At 71.6% G+C, this 14,286-nt stretch carries 19 protein-coding genes; 15 read left to right on the plus strand and 4 right to left on the minus strand.

Translation table 11 applies throughout. The annotated features are described in order from the left end of the window. Positions 1–13: 13 nt before the first annotated feature. Both ACFYYH_RS06455 and ACFYYH_RS06460 read right to left on the minus strand, forming a co-directional pair. A complete protein-coding gene (locus ACFYYH_RS06455) occupies positions 14–541 on the minus strand; it encodes a hypothetical protein (RefSeq protein WP_388546688.1) in 528 nt (175 codons plus the stop codon). Positions 542–686: 145 nt separating this feature from the next. Further along, complete coding sequence (locus tag ACFYYH_RS06460; RefSeq protein ID WP_388547256.1) at positions 687–1,046, minus strand: helix-turn-helix domain-containing protein; 360 nt, start codon at positions 1,044–1,046, stop codon at positions 687–689. A 389-nt stretch (positions 1,047–1,435) separates the two neighbouring features. Here ACFYYH_RS06460 and ACFYYH_RS06465 point away from each other — a divergent pair, with 389 nt between their 5' ends. The 7 genes from ACFYYH_RS06465 (at position 1,436) to ACFYYH_RS06495 (ending at position 4,536) form a co-directional block, all read left to right on the plus strand. Continuing rightward, the gene (locus tag ACFYYH_RS06465) at positions 1,436–1,684 is read left to right on the plus strand and encodes a WhiB family transcriptional regulator (RefSeq protein WP_388547258.1); all 249 of its coding nucleotides are present in this window, start codon (positions 1,436–1,438) and stop codon (positions 1,682–1,684) included. Beyond that, positions 1,681–2,226, plus strand: coding sequence for a hypothetical protein (locus ACFYYH_RS06470; protein ID WP_388546690.1), 546 nt, complete (start codon positions 1,681–1,683; stop codon positions 2,224–2,226). Before ACFYYH_RS06465 ends, ACFYYH_RS06470 begins: the two co-directional genes overlap by 4 nt. 19 nt (positions 2,227–2,245) lie before the next feature. Then, a complete protein-coding gene (locus ACFYYH_RS06475) occupies positions 2,246–2,434 on the plus strand; it encodes a hypothetical protein (RefSeq protein ID WP_388546692.1) in 189 nt (62 codons plus the stop codon). A gap of 218 nt (positions 2,435–2,652) precedes the next feature. Beyond that, on the plus strand, positions 2,653–3,054 hold the full coding sequence (locus tag ACFYYH_RS06480; RefSeq protein ID WP_388546694.1) for a hypothetical protein: 402 nt from the start codon (positions 2,653–2,655) through the stop codon (positions 3,052–3,054). A 43-nt stretch (positions 3,055–3,097) separates the two neighbouring features. After that, positions 3,098–3,700: a phage tail protein gene (locus ACFYYH_RS06485; protein ID WP_388546697.1), complete on the plus strand. Its 603-nt coding sequence runs from the start codon at positions 3,098–3,100 to the stop codon at positions 3,698–3,700. Between the two features lie 144 nt (positions 3,701–3,844). Continuing rightward, entirely contained in the window at positions 3,845–4,150 is a 306-nt protein-coding gene (locus tag ACFYYH_RS06490) for a hypothetical protein (RefSeq protein ID WP_388546700.1), read from the plus strand. After that, positions 4,150–4,536, plus strand: a complete 387-nt coding sequence (locus tag ACFYYH_RS06495; protein ID WP_388547260.1) for a hypothetical protein — start codon at positions 4,150–4,152, stop codon at positions 4,534–4,536. The genes ACFYYH_RS06490 and ACFYYH_RS06495 overlap by 1 nt, the downstream gene beginning before the upstream one ends. Before the next feature lie 82 nt (positions 4,537–4,618). Here ACFYYH_RS06495 and ACFYYH_RS06500 read toward each other — a convergent pair whose 3' ends face one another. Next, positions 4,619–5,035 carry a hypothetical protein gene (locus ACFYYH_RS06500; RefSeq protein WP_388546702.1) on the minus strand — a complete coding sequence of 139 codons (417 nt, stop codon included), beginning with the start codon at positions 5,033–5,035 and terminating at the stop codon, positions 4,619–4,621. A 38-nt stretch (positions 5,036–5,073) separates the two neighbouring features. On the opposite strand from ACFYYH_RS06500, the gene ACFYYH_RS06505 reads away from it, so the two are divergent. The 8 genes from ACFYYH_RS06505 to ACFYYH_RS06540 all read left to right on the plus strand — a co-directional run bounded on the left by ACFYYH_RS06505 (position 5,074) and on the right by ACFYYH_RS06540 (position 11,976). Next, a complete protein-coding gene (locus tag ACFYYH_RS06505; protein WP_388546705.1) occupies positions 5,074–5,697 on the plus strand; it encodes a hypothetical protein in 624 nt (207 codons plus the stop codon). A gap of 20 nt (positions 5,698–5,717) precedes the next feature. Then, positions 5,718–6,704: a hypothetical protein gene (locus ACFYYH_RS06510; protein WP_388546707.1), complete on the plus strand. Its 987-nt coding sequence runs from the start codon at positions 5,718–5,720 to the stop codon at positions 6,702–6,704. A gap of 8 nt (positions 6,705–6,712) precedes the next feature. After that, positions 6,713–7,558, plus strand: coding sequence for a hypothetical protein (locus ACFYYH_RS06515; protein WP_388546710.1), 846 nt, complete (start codon positions 6,713–6,715; stop codon positions 7,556–7,558). Then, positions 7,545–9,914 carry a hypothetical protein gene (locus tag ACFYYH_RS06520; protein ID WP_388546713.1) on the plus strand — a complete coding sequence of 790 codons (2,370 nt, stop codon included), beginning with the start codon at positions 7,545–7,547 and terminating at the stop codon, positions 9,912–9,914. The genes ACFYYH_RS06515 and ACFYYH_RS06520 overlap by 14 nt, the downstream gene beginning before the upstream one ends. Next, positions 9,911–10,105 (plus strand): hypothetical protein, encoded by a 195-nt coding sequence (locus ACFYYH_RS06525; protein ID WP_388546714.1) that lies wholly within the window; start codon positions 9,911–9,913, stop codon positions 10,103–10,105. Before ACFYYH_RS06520 ends, ACFYYH_RS06525 begins: the two co-directional genes overlap by 4 nt. A gap of 63 nt (positions 10,106–10,168) precedes the next feature. Further along, complete coding sequence (locus ACFYYH_RS06530) at positions 10,169–10,810, plus strand: hypothetical protein (RefSeq protein ID WP_388546716.1); 642 nt, start codon at positions 10,169–10,171, stop codon at positions 10,808–10,810. A gap of 11 nt (positions 10,811–10,821) precedes the next feature. After that, positions 10,822–11,709, plus strand: a complete 888-nt coding sequence (locus tag ACFYYH_RS06535; protein WP_388546719.1) for a peptidoglycan-binding protein — start codon at positions 10,822–10,824, stop codon at positions 11,707–11,709. Between the two features lie 12 nt (positions 11,710–11,721). Then, the gene (locus ACFYYH_RS06540) at positions 11,722–11,976 is read left to right on the plus strand and encodes a hypothetical protein (RefSeq protein WP_388546721.1); all 255 of its coding nucleotides are present in this window, start codon (positions 11,722–11,724) and stop codon (positions 11,974–11,976) included. A 184-nt stretch (positions 11,977–12,160) separates the two neighbouring features. Here ACFYYH_RS06540 and ACFYYH_RS06545 read toward each other — a convergent pair whose 3' ends face one another. Beyond that, positions 12,161–14,173: a putative bifunctional diguanylate cyclase/phosphodiesterase gene (locus ACFYYH_RS06545; protein WP_388546724.1), complete on the minus strand. Its 2,013-nt coding sequence runs from the start codon at positions 14,171–14,173 to the stop codon at positions 12,161–12,163. Positions 14,174–14,286: the final 113 nt, after the last annotated feature.

Here is a 14,286-nt window from a genome sequence, read left to right on the forward strand (position 1 = left end):
GCGGCGCCGGCGCTCATCTCTCGTCCCCGTGCTCCCGCGCGCGGCGGGGCCGGGGGCGGTGCGGCATCAGATCGCGTACGTCCGCGTCGCCCGCGCCGCCGCCCGAGAACGGCGACGGCCGCTCGTGCGGCGGTCCTTGAGCCTGTCCGTGCCCCTGCTGAGCCTGCCCGTGCTCCTGTCCTGGCCGCTGCCCGTACTCATACCCTCGGGCACGGGGCGGCAGGGGCGGCTCGGGCGGGATGCCCCCGGACGGCTGGTCCGGGAAGCGGATCAGCCGGCCCGGCGGGACGGGAAAGTCCTCCGTGTCCGGGTGGCCCGCGGCCCCGGGCCGCCGCGGATCGGCCGCGCGGGCGTGCTCGTCCCAGCCGGTGCGGTACCAGAGCACCTGATCACGCTCGATGTCCTCGTCGGTGAGGATATGGACGCTCTCGACGCCGGCCCGCTGGACCTTCTGGCCGAGTTCGATCAGTAAGGCGCCCAGCAGCATGGCGACGCGGTCCTGCTGGCCGGAACCAGCACCGCCGTTCTCCTCGTTGGCCATCCGTGCCCTCCCTCATGCCCCCCCACAGGGCTGCCGAGCCAGCCCCCCGGGCCCAGGGCCTCTCGTTCGGATCGCGCCGGGCTCGCGTGCCCCGGCACCGTTCCGGCCCCCGCTCCCCGGTCCGGCCTGATCCGAACGAATGACCCTAACCGCGTTGCGGCAGAAACTGTTTCACCACCCTGACGAAGACCTCCCGCAGTTCAGGAGGTACTCCCATTCTCCGTGCGGCCTCCTCCGGACTCAGCTCCGGGGAGTCGTCCGCCGTGTCGGACTGCTGCCGGGACGCGACCGGCAGATCGTCCTCGGACAGCCGTCCCGAGCGGATCAGCATGTCCCGCAGCGGCACCCCCAGTACCCCGGCGAGCCGCCGCATCGTCTCCAGATCGGGCATGCTCTGGCGCTGGAGCAGACGGCTGACCGCGGCCCGGTGCACCCCCGCGTCGTCGGCGAGCTTCGACTTGCCGCCGCCGCGCGGACTGTCGATGTCGTATCCCCGGCGGCGCATGAGCGCCTCGACCCAGCCGGCGAACGCCTCCAGTCCGTCGGCGCGACTTCTGACGCCGTCACCGCCGCGGAAGCCCGGCTCGTTACGGGCACCCGCCCACGAGCTTGTTCCCATGTTGTCGCTCTCCCCTCGTCGCCGGGACAGCGTACCGATCGCGCGCGCATCCAGAGGTGTGCGCGCTCGCGCGTAGTTGTGCGGATGCCGTACGCGGCGCGGCCGGCACACGGGAAGCAGGGCATGGGCGGTCACCTCCACGACGGAGCGTAGTCGCTTGCGCACGCGCTCGCACCATGTAACTCTGAGCGGGCGTTCGCAACTGTCGAACAAATGTTCCCATACATGGGGAGGGGTTGCACGTGTCTCCACGGACGACGGCGGCAAAAGCCGCCGTGACCTCGGGTTTCTCTTATAGGAATGATCAACTCGACTGGCGCAGGGCAGCCGCCTGCGCCCATCTGCCTCAGCGGTCCGTCTTCACCAGGAGCGCGTCGGAAGCCGAACCGGTATTGCGCGCCTGCAATCACTGTCCGATCCGGAAGGAGTGCGAGGCCGTCGTCGACCCCCGGCACACCTGGTTCGACGGGGTCAGCGGCGGGCGCCTCTGGCGCAACGGCCGTGAGGTAAGGCGGACGGTGTGACGGGCGGGGACGGTGTGACCGGCCGGGACGGTGTGACCGGCGGGGGCGGCGCACTGTGGATCGCCTCACTGATCCGGAGTCTTCCCGAACTCGTCGAGGAACTGGTCCCGGGTCCGGGCCGCGGCCCGGGAGAGCGGCGCGGCGGTGCGCCGGCCGCCGGCACCGTCGCTCCGGTCCGGCTCCATGTGTCGGACGCCCTCCGTGACATCACCGACGGGGTGGTGGAGCTGGAGGAGGCCGTACGGGAACGGCTGGGCCTGCGCCGGGTCGCCGCCGCGCCCGTACCCGTGCGCCTGCGCCGGATCGCCGGACTTCTGGAGCGGATCGACGCGCTGCCGGACCTGGCCGCGCATGTCGAGGACGAGACCCGCCGGATGGCGCGCCGCTGCGCGCGGGCGCTCGGCGATCCCGAGCAGCTCGTCCGGGTCGCGGGACGGTGTCCCGTCTGCGACTCCGTGTCGCTGCGGGCGTTCCCCGAGCGGGCGGCCGTGATCTGTGTGAACCCCGTCTGCCGCCACACGCTGGAGGGGGACGCGTCATGAGGCTGGAGGGGGACGCGCCATGAGTACGGCACTGATCTCGGGGGACCTCGCCGCGGCGGAGGTGGCGGTGTCGCCGGCGACCATCCGCAAGTGGGTCCAGCTCGGGCACCTCACGGCGGCGGGACGGCAGGGCAGACGCCTGCTCTACCGGCTGGAGGACGTCTTCGCGGCGGAACGGGCGGTCCACCGCGGGCGGGTCGGCTCCTGAGCGCGGGAGCCCGGAGGGCCCCACCGGATGACGGTGGGGCCCTCCTCCGTTGTCCGGTGTCCCCAACTCCCTTTGTCCACAGGTGAGTTGCGGGATCGGACACCCTCGATCACACTTGAGGCAGCGGCAGAGCTGCGCCCCTTCCCAGGGGCGGCGGTCCTGCCGCTTCGTGTTGCCCGGAATCACATCCCATCCGCCCCTCCGAAGGGAGCGTCCATGTGAGTGTTCTGAACTTTCCCGACGCGGAACGGCTTGTCGTCGACTTTCTGGAGGACCGGCCCGAACTGGCCGGCACCACGGTCGACAACCGCCCGCCCGCCGGGTTCGACGGCACGCAGAAGGCCGTCCTCGTCTCCCGTGTCGGCGGCGCGTGGGTCGATGATCTCCATCTGGACCAGCCGCTGCTGGACCTGGAGGTCTACGGCCCGGACAAGACGACGGCCCATACCGTGGCCCTCGCCGCGCGCGCCTGTGTCCTGGAGCTGGCCGGTACGCGGTACGGCACGGCCGCCGTCACCGATGTCGCGGAGGCGGACGGGCCCCGCTGGCTGCCCGACTACAACCGGCCGGCCGGTCATCGCTATCTCTCGACGGTCCGGCTCTCGATCCGGCCCGCGTAGGCGGGCCCGCACCCTGTCTCCCCTCGCCTCAGAAGGAGTTCGCATGGCTACCGGTCCCAACAGCAGCAAGGAGATCCGCGTCGCAGGCACCGGCAAGGTGCTGGTGGCGCCGTCAGGAGGGACCGGCGCTCCCGCCGCCCCGATCGACACCACCGTGGCGTGGACCGGCTGGACCGAGCTGGGCTACACCACCACCGACGGCATCAAGCTCAGCAAGAAGGACAAGATCGACCAGGTGGACGGCTGGCAGTCGGTGAGCGCGCTGCGCTACATCTACTCCGACCGTGAGCTGACCGTGAAGTTCCAGCTCCTCCAGATCAACAAGAACACCCTGCCCTTCTTCATGGGCGGCGGCGCCACCTCGCTCCTGGCCTCCCCGGCCGCGGCCGGTACGTACAAGTACGACCTCTCCGCCAATCCCAAGGCGGACGAGCGCCAGCTCGGCTTCGAGTTCACCGACAGCAACGGCGCCGGGGACGTCACGTACCGCTTCGTCATCCCGCGGGGACAGGTCACCGAGACCGAGGAGATCTCGATGACCCGCACGGGCGCGATGAAGCTCGGCGTCACGTTCACGGCGTACGCGCAGGACGACACCACCCTCCCGCTCGCCACCTGGCTGATGAAGGACGCGGCCTACGCGTAGAGCCCCGCTCTCCGTGGTGCCCGGTGTGCCCCACGGGCGCACGCCGGGCACCGCCCGTGTCCCTCTTCTCTCCCCCTTCTTCCCTCTGCTGTTCCTCTGCTGTCCCTCGTCCTTCTTGTCCCTCTCCGCGAACAGGAGTCTCGGATGACCGGATTCAATGTGAACGCCGCGCGTGCCCAGCGTCTCGAAGCGCTCGGCCGGGCCTGGACCTTCGACCTCGACGACGACACGTTCGAGCTGCCGACCGAGCTGACCCGTGCCACGGCACGCCAGTTGCGCGATCTCGACGACAACGACGTCGACGGACTGCTCCGGCTCCTGCTCGGCGACCGGCAGTTCCTCCGCTTCGAGCGGCACGACGTCACGATGCAGGACATCGCGGCGATCCTGGAGGCGTACGGCAAGGAGACCGGGCTCGGCCTGGGGGAAGACTCGGCCTCGGCGAGCTGATCGAAGAGCACGCCGAGGCCCTGGAGGCCGACCTGCTGCGGTACTACGGCACAGACCTGCTGGACTGGCACCGCGGCCGGCTCTCGTCGCGGCGCGTCGCGGTACTGGTCCGCCATCTGCCGCGCGAGAGTGCCCTCGCCCGTGACCTCCACGGCGAGGCGGCCGACTGGTCGGTGACGGACCATCTCCTGGCCCACGCGGTGGACCGGCTCGCCGAGGCCAACTGGATGTTCGCCGCGGTCAACCGCGACGAGGACGCCGATCCGCCCGACGCCCCGGAGCCCCTACCCCGTCCGGGAGACGCCTCCGGCGCGGTGGCGGGGAGCACACCCGCCGCGGCGCCCGACCCGCCGGATGCGTCCGATCTCGCGCTGTTCTTCTCCTGACGGCGCGGGCATCGCGCGGCCGGTGGACGGCCGCCAGCGCACAGCGGACCCGCCGCCACGGCCGTCACAGCCGTCACAGCCGTCATACGAGATTGATCAGGCCGAAGGTGAGGGTGATGATTCCGGCCGCGGCCGCGGCCAGTGCCAGAGGCCACAGCCTGAGCCGGGGATAGGCGCCCGGGGGATAGCAGAACGCCGGCTGCCCGGGGTCGTAGTCGACGAGCACCGTCCCACCGTCCGGAAAAGCGCGGTCCCCGAATTTCCGTGGTGTCAGCGCCACCCACGGCGGCTCCGTTCCCGGACCGTTCGTCCGTCCCTCGACCGGCGAAAGACGGTAGGAGGTGCCCGCCGACAGTTCTATCCGGTCCAGTATCTCCATTTCCACCGTCCGGCTCCTGCGGTGCTCGTGCCGGCACGAGCGCGTCAGCAGTGTTCCCCACAGGACGGCCCCCACGCCGATCAGTATCTCGGCACAGGCCGCGACGGTCGCAAGATTCATGCGGGAATCGTAGCAACTCCGCCACCGCAGGAGGAGTGATGGCAGACAAGACAATCGCGCAACTCGACGCCGAAGTCCAGGAAATGAGGGAGAATCTCGGGCGAAAAGCGGACGCGCAGAAGATCAAGGACGTCGCCTTCGAGGCGGACCCCGAGGCGATAGCGACCGAATCCTGGGTCAAGAAGGAGACGGCGAGCAGCCTCTGGGAGACCGTCAAGGACCCGGAATTCCTGGGTCTGGTCACCGCCCTTACGGTGGTGAAGCTCGAACTGGCCCCGCTGCTCAGTCTTGAGCCGGCCATCGACGCCTTTCTGAAGCGGTACGACGTCGAGCGCAACAGGTTCGGCTTCATGTGGCGCGTCGCCGCCGAGGAGCGGCAGCGACGCGCCCGGGAGATCGCCGACGCGAGAGCGCGACTGGAAAGAATGGAAAAGGGAATCGCGCGCCTCCAGGATCTGACCACCGGCGCGCACAGCAAGATCCGTAACTCCCACACCCGTATTCAGGCGCTGGAAAGGAGGGTGTCCCGTATGGACACCAGGTCCAACGTGGCCAGACAGCAGATTCGTCATATGGACTCCTCTCCCGATCTTTCCGGAACGACCAGCCAGGTCACCCTGCTGGAAAGGCGGGTCAATCTGCTCGCGGCCGCCCTTTCCTGAAAGAGAGGAGGAATTCACCCATGAAGCTGAAGCAATCCCTCATGAACGCCACCGTGAGTCTCGACCGGTTCCGCACCGGCACCGGTACGACGAGCACGGCGATGACACGGCTCATGAACGCCGTCAACACCGGCGGTACCGCCGTGGGCCGGCTGCGGGGGACGCTCACCTCCGTCGGCGGCGGGCTCGGGACCGCCAGGACCGGCACCGACAGGTTCACGTCCTCCCTGGGCAGGCTCAAGGGCGCCGCCGACCGCACGAGACAGTCCCTCCAGGACGTCAAGCGGCAGGCCGACGCCGTCGAGAATTCCGTCGGGAAGGCCGGCAAGAACGCCGACCGGGGCGGGAAGTCCATGAGCGGCCTCGGCAGCGGGCTCAAGGGGGCGTCGCTGGCGCAGCGAGGGCTCAACCTCGCCATGGCGGCGAGTCCGTTCGGGCTGATCATGACGCTGCTCACGCCGCTGATCGCCCGGTTCGTCAGCGTCGACAAGGTCGTCGCGGTGGCGAAGAAGGGCTTCACCGCCGCGTGGAGCGCGATGAGGAGCTCCGCCTCGGCCGCGGCCAGGTTCCTGGAGCCCCTCTTCAAGGGGGTCGTCAACGCCTTCCTCACGCCCACCCGCATGCTGGTGCGCGGACTCAACGCCCTGATCAGCGGGCTCAACCAGGTCAAGTTCAAGGTCCCCGACTGGGTGCCGGTCATCGGTGGCAAGGGCTTCCAGTTCAACCTCCCCCGGATACCCGTGCCGCAGCTCGCCGACGGCGGCATCGTGGAGGCCCGCTCCGGCGGCCGGCTCGCGCTCATCGGCGAGGGCGGTGAGTCCGAGGCCGTCATCCCGCTCTCCAGGCTGGAGCGCATGCTCGGCCACCACCCCGGCGGCGGGGCCGCGCTGCACCGGCTCGCCGAGGCCGTCGAGCGGCTCGCCGAGCGGCCCGTCCAGGTCGAGGTGGACTCCCAGACCATCGCCCGCGCCGTCCTCGTCGGACAGCGCAAGCTCGCCCGGAGGTGAGAACGGACATGGCAAGGAATCTCTGGATAGGCAAGCCGGGACTGCTGCGGGAGATCACGACCCAGGCGAAGAGCTGGGACCGCAGCGCCGAACTCCAGGTCAGTGAGTTCACATCGCTGGAGGGCCAGATCACCGCCGTCGCGCCCGCCCGTACCACCCGCAGGCTCAAGTTCTCCTGGGAGTGGCTGGAGCCCGCCGACGCCGACCATCTGGTGCGGCTCGCGCGGCGCGTCAACGGCCCGGGGATGCTGGGACGCGCGGTGTACGCGGGCCGGTCCGTCGCCGTTCTCGACCCGGCGTCCGTCAATCTGCTCGACCCGTACCAGGCGGCCGGACAGAGCGCCCTCCCCGGCAGCACCGACCACTGGTTCACCGCACGGGGGTCGTTCACCGTCACCCCGTCCGTCGACGATGTCGTGCTCGGCAGTTGCGAGGACCCGGCCACCCGGATCGGCTGGCGGCACGGCGCCTGGCCGGGCTGGCCGGTGATGCCGGCCATGCGGGTCTCCTGGCTGCTGCCGCCGGACTGGGACCCCGGCGTGTGCGTCGCCCAGCTCGACTGGAAGGACCGGGACGGCGGCCATCTGGCCACCGTGTCCGCCACCGGACCCACGGTCACGGGGACGGCCCCCGAGGGCGCCGCCTTCGTCACTCCCGTCGGCGGTCCCGGCGCCACCGGTACGACCGGGCTCGCCGGGGCCTGTCTGACCATCGGCGAGGAGCCGGTGGCACTCGCGCTGGGCGAGGGCTGCCCGGCGATGGCCGTGACCGGCTGCTCCGATGTGCCGGCCTCCCGGCTCCCCTACCGGAACATCAGCATCGATCTTGTGGAGGTGACCGGTGCAGTCCTCTGACGAGCGGCTCGACGCCGCCCTGGCCGCTCCCGAGCGCACCCCCGTCCACTCGACCCGCCTCGGCGGCCGGGAGTTCGGGGAGCAGATCCAGTCCTGGAAGGTCGAGCGCGCCTACAGCACCGATCTCCCGGAGGCCGTGAGGGCGTTCAGCGGCAGCGCCTCGGCGCAGTTCGAGGCGCAGCTCGCGGGCCGCGACGGAGAGCCGGCCCCGCGCCTGTACTCCGCCTGGGCGGGCCGCGCGACGGGCGACGCCGTACGCCCCGGGCAGTCCGTCGTGCACGCGGCGGGAGTCAACGGCCGTACGCTGCCGGCCTTCCGCGGCACCGTACGGTCCCGTACCGCGGCGTCCGGCAGTGACACCGTCACCGTCCAGGCCCTGGACGGCGCGGAGCGGCTGCGCGGACCCGCCTCACTGCCCCGTCCGTACCACGGGGTCCTGACAGGACGGCGTATCGCCTCCGCCCCGTGGTGCGTGGACGAACTGCTGCGCCAGGGCGGTATCCACACCTGCCCGCCGCCCCGCGCGCCGCTGGCGGAGACCGACGCCGACGCCTTCACCGCGCTCTACGCCTCACTGCACGGCGGCGTCAACGCGACCTACGGCCAGCCCGAGAACGTGCCCTGGAACGGTGACTACGACTGGATACGGGAGGGCGCGCCCTTCGAGATGGCCCTGATGCCGAGGGCCGCCGGGCTGACCGCCTCCTGGATGCCGCGCTCGCGGTTCGTCACCCCCGGCAAGGTCTTCCTGCTCGAATGCTGGGTCAACACCGCCCTGGCCAAGGGCAACAAGATCGAGATGAAGGCGGTGTTCGACCGCAGCGGCGGGGCGTACGGCTATCTGAGCGGGGTCCTCGACATCGCCGCGGGGACGTTCCGGATCTACTCCGGTACGCAGTCGGGCGCGGGCTGGTACTTCGAGTGGACCTACAGCAAGCTGGCCGCTCTCCGGGGCAGATGGCACCTCGGGGTGCTGGTCGACACCCGGTCGACGGGGACCACGGTGCTGCCGGTCGTACAGCCCCGGCTGACCGGACCCGACGGGTCGTACTTCGCCGGAGGCCTCGGCAGCTATGTCGACCCGTCGGCCGCCCAGCCGCGTGCGGAGCTGTACCGGGTCGATCTGGCCACCGACATGGCGGTGGAGTGCCTCCAGGTGACCGACCGGGTCGCGGCCGACATCCCCTCCTTCACCCGGGACGACTGGGAGCAGAAGGGGAGATGGACCAAGGGCGCGGTGCTCGACGCCGAGGCGCTGCCGGTCTACAACATGCCCAAGGTGTCGGGTTCGCAGTGGGACGTGATCACGGAGATCGCGCGCGCGAGCATGTCCACGGCCGAGTTCGACGAGCAGGGCGTCTTCCACTGGCGGGGTCCTTCCCGGTTCGCCCGGGTGCCCGCCGAGCCCGCGCTCACCGTCACCACCCGCAGGGACATCGCCTCGCTGACCGTGGGCGAGGAGATCGACGCCTGCCGCAACCACTGCGAACAGCCCTACCAGGACTGGGGCGGTGTCGACAGCACGGCCGGCAGCGTCGTGGACGACACGGAGGTACGGAGGATCGCCCCCGGCGCGTCGGTGGAGGTCCCGTACGCCGTCGCCGAGGACGAGTTCGACATCGGACCGCTGGTCGTGACCGACGACTCGGCGGTGTTCACCGGGCACGGCGTGCGCTTCGGCACCGCGGAGACCGGGGGCACGGCCGTCAAGGGCGTGGTCACGGTGAGCTGCCGCCGCGAGGGTCCCACCTATGTCGCGCGCTTCACCAACACCGGGTCCGTGCCCCTCTGGACGGTCACCAAGGACGGCAGGCCCTCGGTACGGATCTACTCCCTGAAGGCGAGCGCCGATCCGAAGCAGCGCCAGGCGGCCTGGTGGAGTCCGGACAGCCAGAGGTACTACGGCAGGCAGCAGTACACGGCCCCCGCCTCCGAGTGGGTCCAGAACAGTGCCACGGCCAGTGATCTCGCCCAGACCATGCTCAACGCCGGCCGCTATCCGGTCCCCGTGCTGGGCGAGGTCGAGATCCTGCACGATCCACGCGTGCAACTCGGCGACGCCGTAAGGGTGGTGGACACGACGGGGGCACGGCTCGACACGCTCGCCTGGGTGGTCGGGACGCGCACCGCCTGTACCGCGGGCAGCGCGCCGCAGCAGACGCTGACGCTGCGCGGCACGTCGTACAACGGGGTGCCGAGGGACGTGGGGCTGAGTCCCGACGGGCCGCTCGACCCGGCATACGGGACACAGCGCACATACGCGCAGGTCACGGCCGAGTACGGGACGCTCGCCGAACTGCTGGCGGGCGAGGCCGACTACCGGGCCCTGCTGAGGGCGACAGGAGGCACGACGTGAGCGAGCAGCCCTCCGCCCCGCCCTCCGTCCCGCCCCTCGATCCGCCGCTCGATCCGCGCGAGGACCCGGTGGAACCGCCCGTGGACGGACCCGTGGTCCCGGAACCCCCTGTCCTGGTGGACAGCCCCGCCGCGCGCGCGGGCGACGAGGGAACGGACCCGGGCGTCCTCCCGCCCTCCCGCGACGGCTAGGGCGTGTTTCGAAAGTAGGTTCCTGTCCTTGTTCCGGCCCCGCGCACCGCAGGAGGTCCTCGCATGGCCCTGCTCACCCCGCTCGGCAATCTGCCCTACCCGCAGGCCGCCGACGCCGCCAATGTCCCGCTCCATATCCAGTCCCTCGCCGAGGCCGTCGACGGCCGCACCGTGCTGCGCTTCGCCGACGCCGCCGCCCGCGACGCCAAGGTCACCGCGCCGGTCGCCGGCATGCTCGTCTGGCTCACCAGCCCCGGCCGTTACGTCCACTACACCGGGGGCCAGTGGCAGCCGGTCGTCCCGGGCCCCGTGCACAAGGCCAACACCACGGCCGGCACCCTCGCGGCCACCGCCTACTCCGAGACGCTCACCGGCTCCACCGGCGACCCCACGGCGGTCACCTTCACCGCCCCGCCCTCCGGTTCGGTCCTCGTCTCGGTGGGCGCGCGCATCAGCGGGAGCGCGGCCGTGGCCTGTCTGATGTCGGCGAACATCCGCACCGGTACGACGCTCACCCTCGCCGCCGCGGACACGCGCGCGGCGATCGTCAGCGGCACCAACCAGTGCTCCGCGTCGACCCAGTTCCAGGTCAACGGGCTCACGGCCGGAGCCGTCTGCACCGCGACGGCCGCCTACAAGTCGGCCGCCACCACCAACACCGCGACCTTCACCAACCGATTCGTGACCGTGACTCCCCTGATGTGAGGTCCCCGACCATGGCCACACCGCTGTCCGCCGACGCTCTCGCCCGCGCCCTGCGCGGCGAGGGCGTCCGCGTCGCCGAGCACGGCGACTGGAAGACCCACAACCGTGATCACCGGGGCCCCTGGGGCCCCGTGCACGGTGTCATGCTGCACCACACCGCGGGCGTCGACAGCCTCGCGCTCTGCCGCTCGGGCACCTCCGCCCTGCCCGGCCCGCTCTGCGCCGGCCTGGTCGCCAAGGACGGCACCGTCCATCTCCTCGGACACGGCCGGACGAACCACGCGGGCAGCGGCTCGGCCGCCGTCCTCGCCGCCGTCCTCGCCGAAGCGCCGCCGCCCGCGCCGGGCCCCGACACGACCGACGGCAACGCACGGTTCTACGGTTTCGAGATCGAGAACCTCGGGAACGGCGGCGATCCGTACCCGGCTGCCCAACTCGACGCCGTCGAGCGGCTGTCCACCGCGCTGTGCCGGGCGCACGGCTGGTCGGCGCGGAGCGTGATCGGGCACAAGGAGTGGACCCGGCGCAAGATCGATCCGTCGTTCTCGATGGCGGGGATGCGGGGCCGGATCGGGGCCCGCCTCGGGGCGGCACCCGCCGGTCCTGCCAGGCCGCCGGGGCCCGCCACGCCCGCCGGGCCCGTGCCGTCCGCGTACGAGCCCTTCCCCGGCGCCGCCTTCTTCGTACCCGGCAGGAGGAGCCCGCTGATCACCGCCGTCGGCAAGCGGCTGGTCGCCGAGGGCTGCGGCCGGTACACGATCGGCCCCGGGCCGGTCTGGACCGAGGCCGACGGCCGGTCGTACGCCGCCTGGCAGCGCGTGCTCGGCTACCGGGGCAGCGCGGCCGACGGCGTTCCGGGCCGCGCGAGCTGGGACCGGCTGCGCGTCCCCCGTATCTGAGGAGGGGCCCGTATGACCCGGTCCGAGGCCGAGGACATCGCCCTGGAACTGGAGCGGCTGCACCGCTCCGTCGATGTCGGATTCGCCACCACCCGGGGCGATCTGGCGCTGCTGCTCCAGCGTGCCGATCAGACCGACAAGGCGCTCGGGGAACACGAGGAGCGTCTCGACGCGCTGGAGCGCACGCGCTGGCCGCTGCCGTCGCTGGCCGCGGTGACCTCGTGCACCGCGCTGGTCCTCACGCTGTGGCAGTCCTCGGGGAAGTGACCTCCCGTGGGCAGCACATCTCGTGGGCGGACACCGCGTCGGTGAACACGCCATGGAGGGGCTCCCGGGGGACATGCCATGACCCCCGGGAGCCCCTCCCTCACGCGGTCTCGGTCAGGCCCACGGGACGGCCCGGGTCATGCCCACGGGACGGTCTCGGTCAGGTCCGGGGCGACGGCCTCGGTCAGGCCCGGGGCGGGGCGGCCGCGATCATCTCCGCGATCCGCTCGGGCGCCACCGGGCGGGAGAAGAGCCAGCCCTGCCCCGTGTCACAGCCGATCCGCTGGAGCCGGGCCGCCTGGCCCGAGGTCTCCACGCACTCCGCGGTGACCGTCAGCCCCAGCCGGTGGGCGAGCTGGACCAGGGCCTCCACGATCGTCTCGTCGGCCGGGTTCGGATGGACGCCCTCGTCGTAGCGGAAGCCCCGGACGAACGAGCCGTCCAGCTTCAGCACCGAGACCGGCAGCCTGCTGAGGTACGCGAGGTTCGAGTAGCCCGTCCCGAAGTCGTCGATGGCGATCCGTACACCCATGTCGCTCAGCGCCTGGAGCGCCTGGAGCGGCCGGCCCGCCGAGCCCATCACCGCCGACTCCGTCAGCTCCAGTTGCAGCAGATGCGGCGCGAGTCCGGTCTCCGCGAGGATGCCGGCCACATCCGCGACCAGATCGGAGTCCCACACCTGGCGTACGGCGACATTGACGCTGACGAAGAGCGGCCGGGCACCCGGATGGTCGAGCTGCCACCGCCGTGCCTGGCGGCAGGCCGTGGCCAGCACCCACCGGCCGAGCTGCACGATCGAGCCGTCCTCCTCGGCGATCCCGATGAACCGATTCGGCGTGAGCGTCCCGAATTGGGGGTGGTTCCAGCGCACCAGCGCCTCCACCCCCCGTACCACCCCGTCGGCCATCCCGACCAGCGGCTGGTACTGGAGGACGAACTCCTCGCGCTCCACCGCCGGGCGCAGCCGGGAGGTCAGCGCCTGCCGTGTCATCCGGTGGGCGTTGCGCTCCGGGTCGAAGAGGGTCCAGCGGGCCTTCCCGTCGGCCTTCGCCCAGTACAGCGTGGTGTCGGCGGCCTGCATCAGACCGGTCGGGGTGGTGCCCTCCGCGGCGCGTTCCACGACCCCGATCGAGGCCGACACCGAGAGCCGCTGCCCGGCCAGGTCGAAGGGGCGCTGGAGCGCGGTGAGTACGGAGCGGGCGAGATCGGCGAGCTGTTCGGTGCCGATGGAGTCCTCGACCAGGATCGCGAACTCGTCACCGCCGAGCCGGGCGACCAGATGGCCGCCGCTGCGCGTGTAGCCGTCCTGGTCGGCGCACCGGGTCAGCCGGGTGGCGACGGCGGCGAGCAGCCGGTCGCCGGTGCGGTGGCCGAGGGTGTCGTTGACGGCCTTGAAGCCGTCGAGATCGAGGTAGCAGAGACCGATCCGCCCTGTTCTGCCATTGCCTCCGCCGTCGCCGTACGGGCCCTGGGCATAGGCCCCGGCGTCGTACGTCCCGCCGCCGTGGACGTCCGGCGCCGAGGTCTCCAGCGCGGCGGTGAGCCGTTCGAAGAACAGGGTGCGGTTGGGCAGCCGGGTCACCGGGTCGTGCATCTGGAGATGGCGCAGCCGTGCCTGGAGCTCACGGCGGTCGCTGATGTCCGCGACCGACAGCAGCGCCGTGCCGCTCTCCGGTACGGGCGCGACCGTGACCTCGGCCCAGAGCGTCCGCCCGTCGGGGTTCTTCAGGCGCCGGGTGCAGCGGAAGGGGGAACGGCGGCTGTCCAGCACCGCGCGATAGGCGTGCCAGGTGCGGCCGTCCGAGGCGAGATCGACGAGATCGGCGGCGGACTGGTCGAGGAGCGCGGCGGGCCGGGTGCCGAGGAGGGCGGCGAGGGCGTCGTTGGCGCGGATGACGGTGCCCTCCTCGTCGAGGAGGGCCATGGCGAGCTGGGAGACCTGGAACGCCGCGCGGTAGTCGCGCTCGTCCGCGCCGTCGTGGCCACCGCCGGTCCGGCCGTCGGGTCCGTGGCCGTGGGCGGCCGGCCTGTGGGGCCGGTCGACGGACATGTCGCTAGCTTTACTGATGAGATGACGCTCCGTAATCAAATCCTCGGCCGGCTGCCGGGCCGCCCCACCGGCCGGGGGGCGGTCGCCGCCGTGCGCGGCGACCGCCGTATGACGCGGTCCTTGCGGCCCTTCGGAGGTTCCGCTCACGGCTCGCTCCCGCGGTGCAGTGGTGTCGTACAGAGTCGTACAGGGTGGTCGGGACGGCCGGCCAGGGAAAGTGTGCCGATCATAGAGGGAGGCCGGGCGGCCGTTCCAGCTCC

This window comes from Streptomyces sp. NPDC002018, assembly GCF_042890865.1.
GTDB lineage: Bacteria > Actinomycetota > Actinomycetes > Streptomycetales > Streptomycetaceae > Streptomyces.

Excerpts from the sequence above, each read along its gene's own strand:
- ACFYYH_RS06510 (WP_388546707.1), top strand. The coding sequence starts at position 5,718 with ATGAAGCTGAAGCAATCCCTCATGAACGCCACCGTGAGTCTCGACCGG.
- ACFYYH_RS06455 (WP_388546688.1), bottom strand. The coding sequence starts at position 541 with ATGGCCAACGAGGAGAACGGCGGTGCTGGTTCCGGCCAGCAGGACCGC.
- ACFYYH_RS06490 (WP_388546700.1), top strand. The coding sequence starts at position 3,845 with ATGACCGGATTCAATGTGAACGCCGCGCGTGCCCAGCGTCTCGAAGCG.
- ACFYYH_RS06535 (WP_388546719.1), top strand. The coding sequence starts at position 10,822 with ATGGCCACACCGCTGTCCGCCGACGCTCTCGCCCGCGCCCTGCGCGGC.
- ACFYYH_RS06515 (WP_388546710.1), top strand. The coding sequence starts at position 6,713 with ATGGCAAGGAATCTCTGGATAGGCAAGCCGGGACTGCTGCGGGAGATC.
- ACFYYH_RS06500 (WP_388546702.1), bottom strand. The coding sequence starts at position 5,035 with ATGAATCTTGCGACCGTCGCGGCCTGTGCCGAGATACTGATCGGCGTG.
- ACFYYH_RS06475 (WP_388546692.1), top strand. The coding sequence starts at position 2,246 with ATGAGTACGGCACTGATCTCGGGGGACCTCGCCGCGGCGGAGGTGGCG.
- ACFYYH_RS06460 (WP_388547256.1), bottom strand. The coding sequence starts at position 1,046 with ATGCGCCGCCGGGGATACGACATCGACAGTCCGCGCGGCGGCGGCAAG.
- ACFYYH_RS06530 (WP_388546716.1), top strand. The coding sequence starts at position 10,169 with ATGGCCCTGCTCACCCCGCTCGGCAATCTGCCCTACCCGCAGGCCGCC.
- ACFYYH_RS06540 (WP_388546721.1), top strand. The coding sequence starts at position 11,722 with ATGACCCGGTCCGAGGCCGAGGACATCGCCCTGGAACTGGAGCGGCTG.
- ACFYYH_RS06505 (WP_388546705.1), top strand. The coding sequence starts at position 5,074 with ATGGCAGACAAGACAATCGCGCAACTCGACGCCGAAGTCCAGGAAATG.
- ACFYYH_RS06485 (WP_388546697.1), top strand. The coding sequence starts at position 3,098 with ATGGCTACCGGTCCCAACAGCAGCAAGGAGATCCGCGTCGCAGGCACC.